This is a genomic window from Streptococcus suis (genome assembly GCF_016743335.1).
GTDB lineage: Bacteria > Bacillota > Bacilli > Lactobacillales > Streptococcaceae > Streptococcus > Streptococcus suis_Y.
Map to the genome: position 1 here is coordinate 18,246 of NZ_WCJE01000011.1, position 16,582 is coordinate 34,827.

The following is a 16,582-nucleotide window of genomic DNA, read 5'->3' on the forward strand; positions in this document are numbered from 1 at the left end:
TGGAGGAAATCCTATATGAATCAAAAACAAGTGATTGCAGAAAAATTGGCTGCCATCCTTCCGAGTTTGGAAGTGGAAGCTATCTACAATCTGCTAGAAAAACCAAAATCATCAGAAATGGGCGATATTGCCTTCCCAGCCTTCTCCTTGGCAAAAGTAGAACGCAAGGCTCCACAGGCTATCGCAGCAGACATCGTTGAAAAATTGGATACGACTGGTTTTGAAAAAGTCGTTGCAACGGGTCCTTACGTCAACTTCTTCTTGGACAAGGCTGCTATCTCCCACCAAGTCTTGACAGATGTCATTACTGAAAAAGACCAATACGGTAAACTCAACATCGGTCAAGGACGCAATGTGACGATTGATATGTCTAGTCCAAACATTGCTAAACCATTCTCAGTTGGCCATTTGCGCTCAACCGTTATCGGTGATGCCCTTGCTAACATCCACGAAAAGCTTGGCTACAACCCAATCCGTATCAACCACTTGGGTGACTGGGGCAAACAATTCGGTATGTTGATTGTTGCCTACAAACTTTGGGGAGACAAGGCTGCGGTCGAAGCAGACCCAATTTCAGAACTCCTCAAACTCTATGTGCGTATCAACGCTGAGGCAGAAGAAAAGCCTGAGTTGGACGACGAAGCACGTCAATGGTTCAAAAAATTGGAAGACGGTGATCCAGAAGCTCACGAGCTATGGCAATGGTTCCGTGATGAAAGCTTGGTCGAATTCAACCGCATCTACGACAAACTCGATGTAACGTTCGACAGCTATAATGGCGAAGCTTTCTACAACGATAAGATGGATGAAGGTATCCAAATCTTAGAAGAAAAAGGACTTCTTCAAGAATCTAAAGGTGCCAAAATCGTTGACCTTGAGAGCTACAATCTTCCACCAGCCCTCATCATGAAAACAGACGGTGCAACACTTTACATCACACGTGACATGGCAACAGCTATGTACCGCAAACGCACTTACGACTTTGTGAAAAGCATCTACGTCGTTGGTCAGGAGCAAATCAACCACTTCAAACAGCTCAAGGCTGTCTTGAAAGAAATGGATTTCGACTGGAGCGACGATATGATCCATATCACCTTCGGTCTGGTTACCAAGGACAAGAAAAAGCTATCCACTCGTAAAGGAAATATCATCCTGCTCGAGCCAACTCTAGATGAAGCTATTTCACGCGCCCTTACTCAAATCGAAGCCAAAAACCCTGACCTTGAAAACAAGGAAGAAGTAGCACACGCAGTTGGTGTCGGTGCTGTTAAGTTCTACGACCTCAAAACCGACCGTGACAATGGCTACGACTTCGACTTAGAAGCTATGGTCTCCTTCGAAGGCGAAACAGGTCCTTATGTCCAATACGCATACGCCCGCATCCAGTCTATCCTGCGCAAAGCCAACTTTGTACCAAGCGCAGAAAATGACTACAAACTGGCTGATGCAGAAAGTTGGGACATCATCAAGCACATCCAAAACTTCTCAAACGTTGTAGAACGTGCTGGTGACAAATTTGACCCATCACTTATCGCCAAATACGCTATCAACCTAGCTCAAGCCTTCAACAAGTACTACGCACACACTCGTATCTTGGATGAAAGCCCAGAGCGTGACAGCCGCTTGGCACTTGCCTACGCAACTGGTGTCGTCCTAAAAGAAGCACTTCGTCTTCTTGGTGTAAAAGCTCCAGAGAAAATGTAATACTAAACTATCCTCAATCCTACTGGTTGAGGATTTTTCGTTTGCGATAATTTATCAATTTCAGAAAACAAATATAAAATGCCAAAAAATTATCCAACTTCTTGCGAATAGATTTAGCGAGGGGGAGTAAGAACCTGTATTCACAGTTCAGCACGTTCACCTAAGGCTAGTTTTCCAGTTACTCATCGTTCGTTTTTTTCAAAATACAGTCAGTATTCCCTCAAAAAACTGCCTTGATTAGCGAAAAACTATCTCTTATCTAAAAGCACTTTACTTGTGAATACAGGTTCTAAGACCCCTACAAAAAATCATCAAAGGAGTCTGAATGACAAAAACATCACTTACAGCAAACCAACCTCGTTTTTCTATCCGCACCTATTCTCTCGGTGCCGCTTCTGTCCTACTAGCCTATGCCTGTCTGGCAGCTGCTCCAGTAGCTAGTGCCAATACGACAACTAATCCATCTACAAGCCCAACTATAGCCCAAACAACAAATAGCACTACTGAACAAAAAAACAATCAAGTTAGTCAATCTAGTACAAACCAAACAAACACTACACCATCCACTAAGTCCAATACAGAACAAATATCGCAAGAAAAAAACGTTACGGGTACAACAACGTCAGCAATTCAACCAATCCAAACCACTACACCATCAACTAGTCCAGCTAGTCAAACACGTTCTCAACAAACAACACCTTCCTCACAGCAAAGTCAAAACCAGACTAGACAAACAAGTACCAACCAAATTCAAACTAATACTTCATCAACAAGTAGCTCTGCCATTTCCCAAAAAACAAACACCCAAACACAAACCAACACCACCAGAACTCGACTGACTACCCAAACTCGTACTGCCAGCACACGTTCTAGCTCCACCAGTGCCTTGGGGGATGATTATCCTTATACAGCGGTTGACGCTATTGACCCCTGGAGGCTCTACACCCGTCAATGTACTTCTTTTGTAGCCTTTCGCCTCAGTAAAGTCAACGGTTTTGAAATCCCACCAGCTTACGGTAATGCGGATGTCTGGGGATACCGAGCGCAGCGTGAGGGTTACCGCGTGGATATGAACCCTGCCGTGGGAGCAGTAGCTTGGTGGACCTCCCCTATGCACGTTGCCTGGGTATCTAGCATCCAAGGTGACATGGTCGAAATTGAAGAATACAACTACGGTACTCGATACACCTACAATCGCCGTCTGATCCATAAGAACTCTGTCAGTGGCTATATTCACTTCAAGGATCTAGCTAGCTCCCCTGTCAGTCAAACTAGCACTGCACCTACTCAGGCAGCTGGCTTAGCAAACAGCGGTACCTATACCTTTACCAAGCAAGCACCAATTAAAAATGAAGCCAAACAATCTAGCACAACCTTGGATTACTATTATGCCGGTGAGAGCGTACGCTACGACCGGGTTCTAACAGCTGATGGCTACCAGTGGATTAGCTACCTCAGCTATAGTGGTCAAAGACGCTACATTCCTATCAAACAAGTACAGCCCTCCCCTGCACCCCAGCAACCAATCGTATCGACTTCCATCAAACCTCAAGGGAAAATTCACATTACAAATATCAATCAAGCAGAAGGTAGTTTTGAGGTTCTTATAACAGGAGCTAAATCACCAAAAGAAATTACAGCTGTATCTGTACCTGTTTGGTCAGATAAGGGTGGACAAGACGACCTCATTTGGTACCCTGCTCAACGACAAAACGATGGTAGCTACAAGGTGAAAGTTTTAGCTAGCAAGCATAAAAATGATAGCGGAAAATACCACATCCACGTCTATTTCACAGATGCTGCAAATCAGATTGATTTTATAGGAAGCACAACAACCCAGCTTTCTACTACAGCTGCAAATACAAATTCCCTACCATCGTCTGGAACCTATACCTTTAAATCCCGACTAGCCATTCGAAACAGTCCGAGTCTCTCTTCCCCTGTCTTATTCCACTATGGTATTGGACAAAGTGTCCGCTATGATCGGGTCGTCACAGCCGAGGGCCGCCAGTGGATTAGCTATATCAGCTATTCAGGAGCTCGTCGTTACATTGCTATCCCATAAAATAAAAGAAACTGCAGGGTCAATATGAACCATGCAGTTTTTTGGATTTTTAAATATCAGTAGAATTGATAGCTGTACTTGCCTGTTCCTTGGGCTTACGCAGATGGAAGAAGATGGTCACACCAAAGTAAATGGCAAATAGGACAATGTTAAGGATGTAAGCCCCTAGCATACCTGCTGCTGTCACATCACGAAAGGCTGCGTCTGAGTAGAGTTGAGCAACACCTTTACCTGCTAGGTAGTTATAGGTACTCAGCAATAAGGTTGAAAATAGATAGCCAATGTAAAGATAGGAGGCCAGCTCATTTTTCTTCATGAAGAGGAAAACAATGACCGCAATCAGCAGACCAAACATAGCTATAGCTGCTATCTTCTGAATCATGCTGGTCTGGAGATTGGCTGTTTCTCTCGAAACAAGAATTAACTCTTCCACATCAATCCCAACAGCTCCCTGCATAGCTGTGCGAACTTGCTCCTCGTTAAAGGTCGAAACAAAGGCATTGAACAGCCTTAAAATACTGGCAATACTGGATAGTATCACAAAAATATACAGATGAATTGGTCTTTTCATATAAGCACCTCCTAATTTTAGTCTTATTCTACTCCAAAAACCATGCTTTGTCAATGTGATTTTGTGAACAAGTTGAAATAAATATATTAAAATGCTATAATAAAGAAAAGTAGTAAGGAGGAGAAGCGATGAAACATTTTAGAAAAAACTACTGGCTTTACTGGTATCTCTACCTAATCTTCTATCTATTTGCAAAAATGATTTTCCCTGACCTCACTAATATTTTGGCTGCTATCGGTTTTTGGAGCCTTGTTGCCGCCCTGCTCCACACCATCTACTACTGGATTCGCTACTGGCTCTATGTCCGTAAACAGAAGAAATAAGAACAATCTCCTCTAAGTTCGACCTAGAGGAGATAATTTTTATTTAGAGGCAAGATTTTGGAAAAAGTCAAATTGGCGGTAGGTTTGATTTTCCGGTAAGGTCAAATCTACATCGTCTTCCACATCTGCCACGGTTAATTCGACATCCAAGGGCAAATCCTTCAGTCTATAACGTCTGATTACGTGCCCCTCTGCACTGACAAAGTCCAGCAAATACCCATTTACCCGAACTTGATACAACATTAAGTTATCCGTCAAATTTTCAATGACCAGCATATCCATCTTTCGCCGTCCGATCGTATAGTCTGGATTGCGATAATACCTAAATTTATTATCCATGTCCAATCTCCTTCATATCAATTACCACATCTGCTTTTTCCCAAATAGCAGGATTGTGGGTCGCAATGACAATCACACGCTTGTCATTTTTTAATTCTGTCAAAAGCTGCATGACCTCTTCAGAATTTTTAGGGTCCAGTGCAGCGGTTGGTTCATCCGCTAAAATCAAGGGAGGATTTTTTAAAATCAATTTGGCTAGGGCGACCCTCTGCGCCTCTCCACCTGATAGGGTATAGACAGGTTTATTCACATCTAAATAGCCCAGATTGACCTGTTCCATAGCCACCAACTGCCTTTGCAGGCGTTCAGCTTTTGACAGCTTCTGTCCAACAAATCCCAAGTCCAAATTCTCTCTGATGGACTGATTTTCCAACAAGCCAAAATGTTGAAACAGATAGCCCATCTCCTGCCGAAAGAAAACCTGAGAAGATAAGGTGGACAAATCCTGTCCATGATACATAATCCGCCCACCATCAGTAGCTTCCAGCTTGGCCAGCATATTCAACAAGGTCGTCTTGCCACTGCCGCTTTTACCAATCAAGGCATATATTTTCCCCTTTTCAAGCTTCATATTCAAATCAGAAAAAATCACCCGTTGTTCAAAACTCTTTTTCAATCCCTGAATCTCAATCATCTTATTGTCCTTTCAATACTGCGACATTGGCAGTTTGTTCTTTTTTATCTTGCAGTTTCAATATCACCATGGCATTGACAGCAAGCAAGCCCACTGCCAAACTACTCATAACAAGATTACTTGTCAACCAAACTGATGTAAGTAAACCTACTACAAACACCCCCAGTTGTCCCAAGAGATAGTGTCCATGAAGCTCACGGAAGGTCATTCCTGCCAAACGCTTGATAAAGATTTCCCGTCTGAATTGCTCAAAATAGAGCAAGTTCATGGCATCAAAGAGCAAAATAGCCGTTGCTAAAGTCAAGACAGTGCCAATGAGTAGCGAATAAAACTCTGTCCGCTTGGTGTTCAAGACACCCATAAAGGTCAAACGATGATTGACCAAATACGACACCCAGTTATACACACCTTGTTCCTTCATGGATTCAATCGTAGCCTGATAGTTCTTAAACTTCATCCCCACATCAATACTGGTTCCCCAGAACATATCGGAAATCGGTGTTGCTCCTGTGGACTCAGGAGTTAAGACAACTATAATCGGATCTGTCAGATATTGAAGCTGGCTACGCTCACCGTCATTATAGAGGAAGCGCTGGTGACCGCTATCTGTATAGGTCAGACTGATCTTAGTATCAAATAACTGCTGGCTACTTATTTCCAAGCTTTCACGAGAAAATCCTTCTAATTCTGCCTGAAACATCTCCTCTACTTGCTCCGCTTGATGTCGCAAGCTCTCTGGCAAAATCAAGCCATATTCCCCTAAAGTCAAGTGATTCATCTTCTCCAAGAATGCGGTATCCACTGCCACCTTCTGCTCGGTCAGATATGCTGGCGTTACATAGAGGACATTGCCACGAGGACTATAATCCGTCAGGCGATTACCCTCTGGATCCACATCACTACCAAAGAGATACTGGTCTACATTGCTTTTCACAAATAGAGCCGACCCAGCTTCTAGCTGTCCCTTGGCAAACTCCCGCCACTTTTTATTCTGCTGGGCGACTTCCTCTTCAGACATCATAGCAGAGCTGTAACTAAAAACAGATTTGTAATAGTTATCTCTCAATGCCCATTCCTCCTGTGCCTGTTCCAACAAGCGGATTTCCTGATAGCCCTGCAATAGACGGCTAGAGCTAAAACCTACTACCAAAATAGCCAGCAGTTGCCCAACCATCATCATAGCCAACATCCGTTTGAGAGGAAGTTTTCCCTTTAGCAAATCAACCAAGCTATTGTGCCTCAACCCTAGTAAATACACCAGGCTAAGTAGGACAGAAATACTAGCAAGAGCCAGTGCATAGAGGAAAAGCCCCAGGAAGAAGACCTGCAAGATGGATAGTAAAAATCCAGCTTGAAGATAGAGAATAAGAAGTCCGATTATAGACCCCACCAATGTAGCTACCGTAATCTGACAAATATCCTCCCATAAAGGTCGAGCCACCACCTGTAAGAAACCTTGACCAGAAATCAGACGAATCCCTGCAAATCGTAAAGTCTTGATCCGATAGATTAAGGTGAGAGCCATGAAAGTCAAGAGAAAGACAAAGAAGCTCAGTATGGCCACTTCTGAAACGACTGTGGACAGGAAGATGCTAAAAAGAGAATAGCCATGATGGACCATGCCACTATAACCCAGTGATTCCAAACTTTCTTTCAAGACTTGGTTGTCCAAATCTCCTGAAACAATCAGATAAGAACTAACCAAGTCGCTGGTTTCAGCACTTTCCTTGGAGGAAACGGTCAAACCTTCTGGAACCTGTCCGCTACCATAGATAGCGTAGGTAAAACTGGTTTCCCCAGAAGCATTAGGCTCGACAATCCGTCTAGCAATCACACTCTTATGCTCATCTGCCAAGTCGGTCAAGACCTCTGTCACCTGGTCACGATTGGCTGTCTGTCTATTGGTATCTTTCCCGATAACATCCACTGCCTGATATGAACCAAACTCTACAAGACTAACCTGACCAGCCAAAGAAATACCCAGGTAAATCGCTACCAATACGGTCGATACTAGAATAAATAAACGTTTCATCGTCTCCTCCAAAGAATTGCTTGGAAACTACAGAAAGTAGTCCCAAGCAAAATACACTGTGTTAATAGTTGTAATAGAAAGCTGCTTGCTCTCCACGTTTTGTACTAATCCATGCACGAGAGGTCTGTCCTGCCTGTGCATACCCTTTACTTGAGGCTCCAGTCCATCTACTTACAACTGTTGAACTATGGTAGCGACTGCTGTGATAATAGTTTGAATAAGCGCCACCATTTGCTGATCCGTACGTCCAAACTCCTCCACCAGGATACTGTACAGCCGCTGAAGCTACTGCTGTTCCGCCAATTGTTGCTACAAGTCCCGCGATGAGTGCAAATTTTTTAAGTGTCTTTTTCATTTTAATTTTCTCCTTTTGTTTTTTTCTGTTTTTATTGTTTATTTTTTAGGTCTAACTTCCTATCATAGAATATACACCTTTTCAAAAATACATCTCATTTTCTATCCTCTCTTTATCCACCAACCTGAAATATCCAAAATTTTGAAATAGCCAAACATACTTTCTTAACTCCTTTAATTTTATTTACATTATGAGTATATCTACTTTCTACAAAATCACCAATGACAGCAATGTCATCGAAAATAGTCTAAAACTCGTAAAAAGGCATTCAAGAGATAGAAAAAGACCTAAAAGACGAACTATCATATCTTTTAGGTCTTTCAGCGATGACATTCATGTCACCGATAAATTATAGTTACAAATATTTTTTCAAATCTTCTTGCCATTGCTTTTCTAACATGGTTACCAAATGTGTATCTCCAATCATATCAGCAAATAGTTTTGCTTTTTGATAGCACCCTTCTGCCAAACTATACTTATTCTCCACAACAAGAGCATGTTTCCAATGCAACATAAGTAAAATTGGTTTCTTTTGGAAATCCTGTGTCTTCTCCATTATTTCTTGAAGACAAGCAATATAAAGGTCAAAAAACTCATAGGACCCCAGCATATCCAAACAAGCCAGACCTGAAAAAATAACATTACTCAGAAGAAATAATTGCTCTGGCTGAACAAGATTGACATGCTTTATTAAACGCGATAAGAACGATTGCAACTTGCCAATTTCTGATAACTGATTTTTCTTATTTTTTATATGTGCAAATACACTGACGAAATACAGACTAATCAGTTCTAAATCCTTCAACGAAAAGACTTCTTTCTCCTCAAGTTCAGGTAAATACGTTTCTAATAAGGCTACTGCATATTCTGGATGTTGTGTGCGAATAACATCTAAAATCGCTCTTGACGTTTCAACCCACACCGATTCCTCTGGTGGTAATTGTTCACAATACAGTTCCTCTATTTCATCAAGGTATAGTTCCTTTTTATCCAACACCTCCACTTTATTATATATCGGCTCCCGCAACAACTTGTACTTGAGCTCCAGATAACCTTGTGGCAATTCCTTATAGTCTGGCATCAGGCTATAGGCTGGAATGCCTAAACGTTGAGCAATGTACTCTAACTTAGGAATAGAGGGCTGCGATTGACCACTTTCTATCCGAGCTAATTGCCGTACCGTCAACTCGGATTCGTCTCCGCAAAAATCTGGACGGCTCAGCCCTTTTTCTAGTCTCAGTTGCTCGATTTTTTGTCCTAAAATCATGTCGCCCCTCCTCCTTACAAATATTTTTTCAAATCTTCTTGCCACTCTTCTGTCAATTTCTGTGCTAGATGGTCATTTCCGATGATTTTGGCAAAAGTTTTAGCTGATTGAAACATCGGCTCAGCAGTTGAAAAATCTTGTGTCTTTCTCAACAGTTGCTTCCAGATGAGCATCAATACAAGTGGTTTTTTCTGATAATCCTCCGTCGCTTCCATAACATCCTGCAAACACTCCAGATAGGTATCAAAATAATCATAATGTTCAATCTTTTCAAGGCAGCACAGACCTGAAAAGAGTACATCACGCACAATAAAATAATCTTCTTGACGTGTAATTTTAAACTGCTCGACAAGCCGTAACATAAATAAATCTATCTTTTGTCCGTATTGATAGATGTCCTTTCTCTCTAGCAACTGAAAGAAAAAGAGACGAATTAACAAGATTTCGTTTATAGTATAGACTGTTTTCGTTTCCAAGCTAGGTAGATATTCATCTAAGATGGCACTAGCAAATTCTGGATTTCTACTACTTGTCGTATCTATCGTCGCTTGCAGAACGCTATACACTCGCTGTTCATCTAGAGGTAGCTCTTCGTAATAACGATTATAAAGGTCTTCTAACTGTATTTCCTTTTTATCCAGCACCTCAATCTTATTATATATCGGCTCCCGCAGCAACTTATACTTGAGCTCCAAATAGCCTTGTGGTAGTTCCTTATAGTCTGGCATCAAGCTATAGGCTGGAATGCCCAAACGCTGGGCAATATACTCTAACTTAGGTATAGAGGGCTGCGATTGACCACTTTCTATCCGAGCTAATTGCCGTACCGTCAACTCGGATTCATCTCCGCAAAAATCTGGACGGCTCAGCCCCTTTTCTAATCGTAAGCGTTCAATTTTTTGTCCTAAATCCATACTAGTCCCCCTACTTCACCTGTTCATCCTTACCCAAACAGTATACCATATCTTGCAAGCCTTTACAAAAAACCACCAGCCTAGGCTGATGGTTCTGTCATTTCTTGTTCTTTTGCTTTTATAATAGCATTCTCACGGCGGTAGGTTACTGTCAAATCAAGCAAGTCCGCCTCAATTGCAGGGGTGAGTTGGTCAGCAGTCATCCGCCAGGTCCAGTTGCCACCAAGGGTATTTGGCAGATTCATACGAGCTGACCCATCCAGACCAAGCAAGTCCTGCATAGTAGCCACGGCCATGAAGGCAGGTGAGCCGAACAGCAAGCGGAACATCGCATGGCTAACCGTTTCATCCTCACGACGATTGCTGTACTTGTCTAAGAATGCACGGGATTCTTCCGTCGTTTCCTTTTCATACCAACCAAGAATCGTATCATTGTCATGCGTACCAGTATAAGCTACGACATTATTGCGATGATTGTGCGGCATTTCAATGCTGTCGCCCTCAGGATCAAAGGCAAATTGCAAGACTTTCATACCTGGGAAACCAGTTGTTTCACGCAGTTGAATCACCTTGTCTGTCACAGTTCCCAAATCTTCTGCGATGATATTTAAATCACCCAAGTGATACTTGATGGTTTCAAACAGTTCAAAACCTGGTGCTTCTACACGGTAGCCGTTAACTGCCGTTTCTTCCCCAGCTGGAATTTCCCAGAAGGAAGCAAAGCCGATAAAGTGGTCAATCCGAACCATATCATAAATCTTGAAGGATTCACGTAAGCGTGCCACCCACCAAGTAAAGCCATCGTGTTTCATCGCTTCCCAGTCATAAATTGGGTTGCCCCAGAGCTGACCGATTTCTGAAAAGGCATCAGGTGGACAGCCTGCAACCACACTTGGCTTGCCTTCTTCATCCGTCTTAAAGAAGTGTGGGTTGGCCCACATATCAGCTGAATCAGCTGCGATATAAATCGGCATATCCCCAACAAACTCGATCCCTTTGGCATTGGCATAAGCCTTTAAAGCCTTCCATTGTGAAAAGAATAAATATTGTGTAATGCGGTGATAATCAATTCGATCTGCTAACAAGTGACGATAATATTCCAAGGTATCGTGGTAACGTAAGCGTGCACCTTGATCTTCCCACTCTGTCCAAGGTTTGAGATCAAAATGCTCTTTTATAGCCATATACTCCGCAAAGGTATGAATCCAAAAGTCATTCTCCCCTAAGAACATCCAGTAATCTTCTGGCAAGCCTTGTGCCTTCATGTTGGCAACCGCCTTCTCCAGTAATGGACGGCGAGCATAAAAAACAGCTGCGTAATCTACCTCTGTAGGTTTCTGCCCAAACTGAACACCTTGCAAATCCTCTGCTGCCAGCCAGCCTTTATCAATCAATATATCGAAATCAATAAAATGAGTATTCCCTGCAAAAGCTGAAAATGACTGGTAAGGAGAGTCTCCATAACTGGTTGTTCCCAAAGGTAAGATTTGCCAATAGCGTTGCTTAGTTCTTACCAAAAAATCAACGAATTCATAAGCCGATTGTCCCATGGAACCAATTCCATATTTCCCTGGTAATGATGAAATGTGCATCAGCACACCACTCTGTCTTACTTTCATAAGTTCTCCTATCTAATCCGCTTGCACAACGCAAACGTTTTCTCTTTTTTATTATATACTGAAAACGGTAACAAATCAAGAAATTTCCATTTAATTCTGTTAGTTCACATGCCATTCCATATTTCTTTTCATTAATGTGTGCAAAAAAATTCTTATATTTTTTTAAACTCAAAAAAAATTTTAAAAATTTTTATAAAAACGCTTGCAAACGGATTCAATCTAGTGTATAATGAAATCAACTTAGGAAAACGTTTGCGCAAAGCAAGCGTCACACAAAACTATTTATCTTCGGAGGGAAGAAAATGAAACACAATCTCTTTAAGAGCGTTGCTCTTCTTGCTGCATCAACTGCTGTTTTAGCTGCATGCTCAAACTCAGGTTCATCAACAGAGGCATCTAAGTCTGCTGAAGGTAGCAAAGAATTGACTGTCTACGTTGACCAAGGTTATGAATCTTACATCAACGATGTCAAAGCTAGCTTCGAAAAAGAAAATGGTGTATCTGTTACCGTTAAAACTGGTGATGCTTTAACTGGTTTGGATAACTTGTCATTGGATAACCAATCTGGTTCAGCTCCAGACGTTATGATGGCACCATACGACCGTGTAGGTAGCCTTGGTTCTGAAGGTCAACTATCTGAATTGACTCTTGCAGATGATAGCAAAGCAGATGACACAACAACTGCTCTTGTAACAAACGGTGGTAAAGTTTATGGTTCACCTGCGGTTATCGAAACACTTGTTCTTTACTACAACAAAGACTTGTTGACTGAAGCTCCTAAAACATTTGCAGAACTTGAAACACTTGCTAAAGACAGTAAATACGCATTTGCTGGTGAAGAGGGTAAAACTTCAGCATTCCTAGCTGACTGGACGAATTTCTACTATACATACGGACTTCTTTCTGGTTACGGTGGCTATGTATTCGGTGAAAATGGTACAAATCCAAAAGACATCGGACTTGCTAATGAAGGTGCCATCAAAGCAATTGAATACGCTAAAACTTGGTACGAAAAATGGCCTCAAGGTCTTCAAGACGGTACTGCTGCAAACAACTTGATTAACACTCAATTTACAGACGGTAAAGCAGCTGCTATCATCGAAGGTCCTTGGAAAGCAGCTTCATATAAAGAAGCTGGTGTAAACTATGGTGTAGCAACAATACCAACTCTTGTAAACGGCAAAAACTACTCAGCATTCGGTGGTGGTAAAGCATGGGTTGTTCCAGCAGGTGCTAAAAACCAAGAAATGGCTCAAAAGTTTGTTGACTTCTTGACTGCTACAGACCAACAAAAAGCACTTTACGACGCTACAAACGAAGTTCCAGCTAACACTGAAGCTCGTGAATATGCTGTAAGCAAAAAAGACGAATTGACAACTGCAGTTATCAACCAGTTTGCTTCAGCTCAACCAATGCCAAACATCTCAGAAATGGGTTCAGTTTGGACACCAGCTGGTAACATGCTCTTCGAAGCTGCAAGTGGTTCAAAAGACGCTAAGACTGCTGCAACAGACGCTGTGAAAGCTATTGCAGACGAAATTGCTCAAAAACACAGCAACTAGTCAAGTTTAAAGTTGGACTGGGAGTTCTCTTCCCAGTCTACTTTATTACTTAACGATAAACTGAATAGATATAGTCTTTTAGTTTGCTTTTATTCCGAGGTAATGAGCCGCAGGCATAACTGAAGTTAGGCAAGGCGAGTTAACGAAGTAATAAAAGAAAAACTAAATGACGATAACATCCACCATCTATTCAGAAGCTATATAAGGAGACTATGACTATGAAACAAAATCCAGGTAAGGCACTCCTTTTGTCCCTGATCCCTGGTCTCGGACAAATCTACAATAAACAAAAAGCTAAAGGATACATCTTTTTAGGTGTTACGCTTGCCTTCCTTGTTTATTTTATTGCTATTGCAGCTGGTGAATTAGGCAACTTGATTACCCTCGGTAGTGTTCGTGGACAAGATAATTCACTATTCATGCTGATTCGCGGTTCTTTCCATTTGATTATCACGGTTGTCTATCTCGCTTTCTATGCACTCAACCTAAAAGATGCACGTGATACCGCGAAACGATGGAATTCAGGGATGCCAGTGGCTACCACATTAAAAGAAATGGTAAAAGGTATCTATGAGAATGGTTTCCCATATCTCTTGATTATCCCATCATATATTGCGATGACCTTTGCTATCATCTTCCCAGTTGTCGTTACATTGTTTATCGCCTTTACAAACTACGACTTCAAACACCTGCCACCAAGCGCATTGTTGGATTGGATTGGTATTACTAACTTTACAAACATCTGGAAACTAAGCACATTCCGTACCGCATTTGGTTCTGTACTTGGCTGGACAATTATCTGGGCACTCTGCGCTTCAACAGCTCAAATTGTTATCGGTATCTTGACAGCCATCATCGCAAATCAGCCATTCATCAAAGGAAAACGTATCTTCGGTGTTATCTTCTTGCTCCCATGGGCTGTCCCTGCCTTCGTAACTATCTTGACTTTTAGTAACATGTTCAACGATAGTGTCGGTGCTATTAACACACAGGTATTGCCATTCTTGAGCAAATTCCTACCATTCATCGATAATTTCCTTATCCCTTGGAAGACCGACCCATTCTGGACTAAAGTTGCTCTCATTATGATGCAGGCTTGGCTTGGTTTCCCTTATATCTATGTTTTGACCTTGGGTATTTTACAATCCATTCCAAACGACTTGTACGAAGCTGCTTACATTGATGGTGCAAGTGCCATTCAAAAATTCCGTAACATCACCCTTCCGATGATTTTAGCAGTAGCAGCTCCAACACTAATCAGTCAATACACCTTCAACTTCAACAACTTCTCTATCATCTACCTCTTCAACAATGGTGGTCCTGGTAGCGTCGGTGGTGGAGCAGGTTCAACTGACATCTTGATTTCATGGATTTATAAATTAACCACAGGTACATCACCTCAATACTCAATGGCGGCAGCAGTTACATTGATTATCTCAATGATTGTCATCAGTATTTCCATGATTGCCTTCAAAAAACTAAATGCTTTTGAAATGGAGGATGTATAAGATGAAAGTATCTGTAAAATTTAGACGTAGAATCAATCAGACCTTAACCTATCTCTATCTGATTGTTCTGTCTGTTATCATCATCTATCCTCTCTTGATTACAATCATGTCCGCCTTCAAGTCTGGTAACGTGGTTGCCTTCAAATTGGATAGCAATATCAACTTTACACTAGACAATTTCAGCAAGCTCTTTAGCGAGACTCTATACGGAACCTGGTACCTCAATACGCTTATCATTGCTCTCTTGACAATGGTTATTCAAACAAGTATAGTGGTACTAGCGGGTTACGCTTATAGTCGCTATAACTTCATCGCTCGTAAGCAGAGTTTGGTTTTCTTCTTGATTATCCAAATGGTACCAACCATGGCTGCTCTTACCGCCTTCTTCGTTATGGCCCTCATGCTCAATGCGCTCAACCAAAGCTGGTTCCTCATCTTCCTTTATGTCGGTGGTGGTATCCCAATGAACGCTTGGCTCATGAAAGGCTACTTCGATACGGTGCCAATCTCACTTGATGAATCTGCAAAACTAGACGGTGCCGGTCACTTCAGACGTTTCTGGCAAATCGTCCTCCCACTCGTTCGTCCAATGATTGCTGTACAAGCGCTCTGGGCCTTCATGGGACCTTTTGGAGATTACATCCTATCCAAATTCTTGCTTCGTGAAAAAGAATTCTATACTGTAGCTGTCGGCCTTCAAACCTTCATCAGTGATGTGAAGAATATGAAGATTGCCTACTTTGCGGCAGGTGCCATTCTTATTGCCCTCCCTATCAGTATCCTATTCTTCTTCCTACAAAAGAACTTTGTATCTGGTTTAACAAGCGGTGGCGACAAGGGATAACCCTGTCCCACCTTTTCCCTTTTCAGGGGAAACATTGATATTTATGAAAGGTTCAACGAATGCTCCCATATCCTTTTTCCTATTTTTCTAGTATCTTCTCTCCAAGAAATATGTTTGCCAATCGTAGACTAATGAACCTTTGGCAACGGTTGTTTACAACGCTTTTTTTAGTGGCGCTCTTGCTCATTCCGAGCTCCCTACAGACTGTCAATCTCGAAACCTATCCTTTAGAAAATTTCGTAGAAGGTATCTATGCACCTCTGACAGATCCGGTCGTAGATGACCTCCGGCAACACGCAGTCATCGAAAACAACCACCTAACCTATACTGGAAATACTAACTGGGAGCAAGTGACATTTGGTGATACCGTTAGCTCTAGTTCTGACTTTACTTATCAATTCGCCAATCAGTCTCTGACTATTCGTAAAGGAAGTGATATTCTAAGCGAATTGACTTATGAAGGTTTGAATACTGACGATTTTGCTAGTAAGGAGACCTTGACTGCAACCATCTCTAAAAAATGGTATCAAGCCAACCGAGCAGCTGTCGGACTGTCCATCACTCTTATTTCGACCTTTATTTTAACAACAAACCTACTCTTCATCCTACTAGGAGCCAGCTTCTTCCTCTTTTTGACTAAAAAGTCTCGTTTCTTCCATTTTGAAACGTTTGCAGAGTGCTATAATTTTGCTCTCAACTGTCTGGGCCTGCCTACTCTTATAGCCTGTCTAATTGGACTATTTGGTCAACCTGTGACTACCCTTCTAACCATACAAAATATCCTATTTGTGCTATGCTTGTTATGGGTATTTTTCAAAACAAAATTCAGAGATGAAATCTAGGAG

15 protein-coding genes are annotated in these 16,582 nt (G+C 41.8%); 7 read left to right on the forward strand and 8 right to left on the reverse strand.

Annotated elements, in window-relative coordinates:
* Positions 1 to 15 precede the first annotated feature (15 nt).
* The gene (gene argS, locus F9856_RS04755) at positions 16 to 1,704 is read left to right on the forward strand and encodes an arginine--tRNA ligase (RefSeq protein ID WP_202105921.1); all 1,689 of its coding nucleotides are present in this window, start codon (positions 16 to 18) and stop codon (positions 1,702 to 1,704) included.
* A 325-nt stretch (positions 1,705 to 2,029) separates the two neighbouring features.
* Positions 2,030 to 3,769, forward strand: a complete 1,740-nt coding sequence (locus tag F9856_RS12135; protein ID WP_236659546.1) for an SH3 domain-containing protein — start codon at positions 2,030 to 2,032, stop codon at positions 3,767 to 3,769.
* A 49-nt stretch (positions 3,770 to 3,818) separates the two neighbouring features.
* On the opposite strand, the gene F9856_RS04775 is transcribed toward F9856_RS12135, so the two are convergent.
* Positions 3,819 to 4,340, reverse strand: a complete 522-nt coding sequence (locus F9856_RS04775) for an MFS transporter (RefSeq protein ID WP_202105922.1) — start codon at positions 4,338 to 4,340, stop codon at positions 3,819 to 3,821.
* A gap of 128 nt (positions 4,341 to 4,468) precedes the next feature.
* Here F9856_RS04775 and F9856_RS04780 point away from each other — a divergent pair, with 128 nt between their 5' ends.
* Positions 4,469 to 4,663, forward strand: coding sequence for a hypothetical protein (locus tag F9856_RS04780; protein WP_002941929.1), 195 nt, complete (start codon positions 4,469 to 4,471; stop codon positions 4,661 to 4,663).
* A 39-nt stretch (positions 4,664 to 4,702) separates the two neighbouring features.
* Here the strand turns inward: F9856_RS04780 and F9856_RS04785 are convergent, their stop codons facing one another.
* From F9856_RS04785 to malQ, 7 genes are all read right to left on the reverse strand, one after another.
* Positions 4,703 to 5,002: a hypothetical protein gene (locus tag F9856_RS04785; protein ID WP_002941928.1), complete on the reverse strand. Its 300-nt coding sequence runs from the start codon at positions 5,000 to 5,002 to the stop codon at positions 4,703 to 4,705.
* Positions 4,995 to 5,636, reverse strand: a complete 642-nt coding sequence (locus F9856_RS04790; RefSeq protein ID WP_202105923.1) for an ABC transporter ATP-binding protein — start codon at positions 5,634 to 5,636, stop codon at positions 4,995 to 4,997. The genes F9856_RS04785 and F9856_RS04790 overlap by 8 nt, the downstream gene beginning before the upstream one ends.
* Position 5,637: 1 nt before the next feature.
* On the reverse strand, positions 5,638 to 7,668 hold the full coding sequence (locus F9856_RS04795; protein WP_202105924.1) for a bacteriocin-associated integral membrane family protein: 2,031 nt from the start codon (positions 7,666 to 7,668) through the stop codon (positions 5,638 to 5,640).
* A 61-nt stretch (positions 7,669 to 7,729) separates the two neighbouring features.
* Entirely contained in the window at positions 7,730 to 8,023 is a 294-nt protein-coding gene (locus F9856_RS04800; RefSeq protein ID WP_202105925.1) for a lactococcin 972 family bacteriocin, read from the reverse strand.
* A 355-nt stretch (positions 8,024 to 8,378) separates the two neighbouring features.
* Positions 8,379 to 9,290 carry a helix-turn-helix domain-containing protein gene (locus F9856_RS04805; RefSeq protein WP_202105926.1) on the reverse strand — a complete coding sequence of 304 codons (912 nt, stop codon included), beginning with the start codon at positions 9,288 to 9,290 and terminating at the stop codon, positions 8,379 to 8,381.
* 14 nt (positions 9,291 to 9,304) lie between these two features.
* Positions 9,305 to 10,204 (reverse strand): helix-turn-helix domain-containing protein, encoded by a 900-nt coding sequence (locus tag F9856_RS04810; RefSeq protein WP_202105927.1) that lies wholly within the window; start codon positions 10,202 to 10,204, stop codon positions 9,305 to 9,307.
* An 80-nt stretch (positions 10,205 to 10,284) separates the two neighbouring features.
* Positions 10,285 to 11,823, reverse strand: a complete 1,539-nt coding sequence (gene malQ, locus F9856_RS04815; RefSeq protein ID WP_202105928.1) for a 4-alpha-glucanotransferase — start codon at positions 11,821 to 11,823, stop codon at positions 10,285 to 10,287.
* 302 nt (positions 11,824 to 12,125) lie between these two features.
* On the opposite strand from malQ, the gene F9856_RS04820 reads away from it, so the two are divergent.
* The 4 genes from F9856_RS04820 (at position 12,126) to F9856_RS04835 (ending at position 16,579) form a co-directional block, all read left to right on the forward strand.
* Positions 12,126 to 13,385, forward strand: coding sequence for an extracellular solute-binding protein (locus F9856_RS04820; protein WP_202105929.1), 1,260 nt, complete (start codon positions 12,126 to 12,128; stop codon positions 13,383 to 13,385).
* 212 nt (positions 13,386 to 13,597) lie between these two features.
* A complete protein-coding gene (locus F9856_RS04825; RefSeq protein WP_009911009.1) occupies positions 13,598 to 14,893 on the forward strand; it encodes a sugar ABC transporter permease in 1,296 nt (431 codons plus the stop codon).
* 1 nt (position 14,894) lies between these two features.
* Positions 14,895 to 15,737, forward strand: coding sequence for a sugar ABC transporter permease (locus tag F9856_RS04830; protein ID WP_024384271.1), 843 nt, complete (start codon positions 14,895 to 14,897; stop codon positions 15,735 to 15,737).
* Between the two features lie 131 nt (positions 15,738 to 15,868).
* The gene (locus F9856_RS04835; RefSeq protein ID WP_236659547.1) at positions 15,869 to 16,579 is read left to right on the forward strand and encodes a hypothetical protein; all 711 of its coding nucleotides are present in this window, start codon (positions 15,869 to 15,871) and stop codon (positions 16,577 to 16,579) included.
* Positions 16,580 to 16,582: the final 3 nt, after the last annotated feature.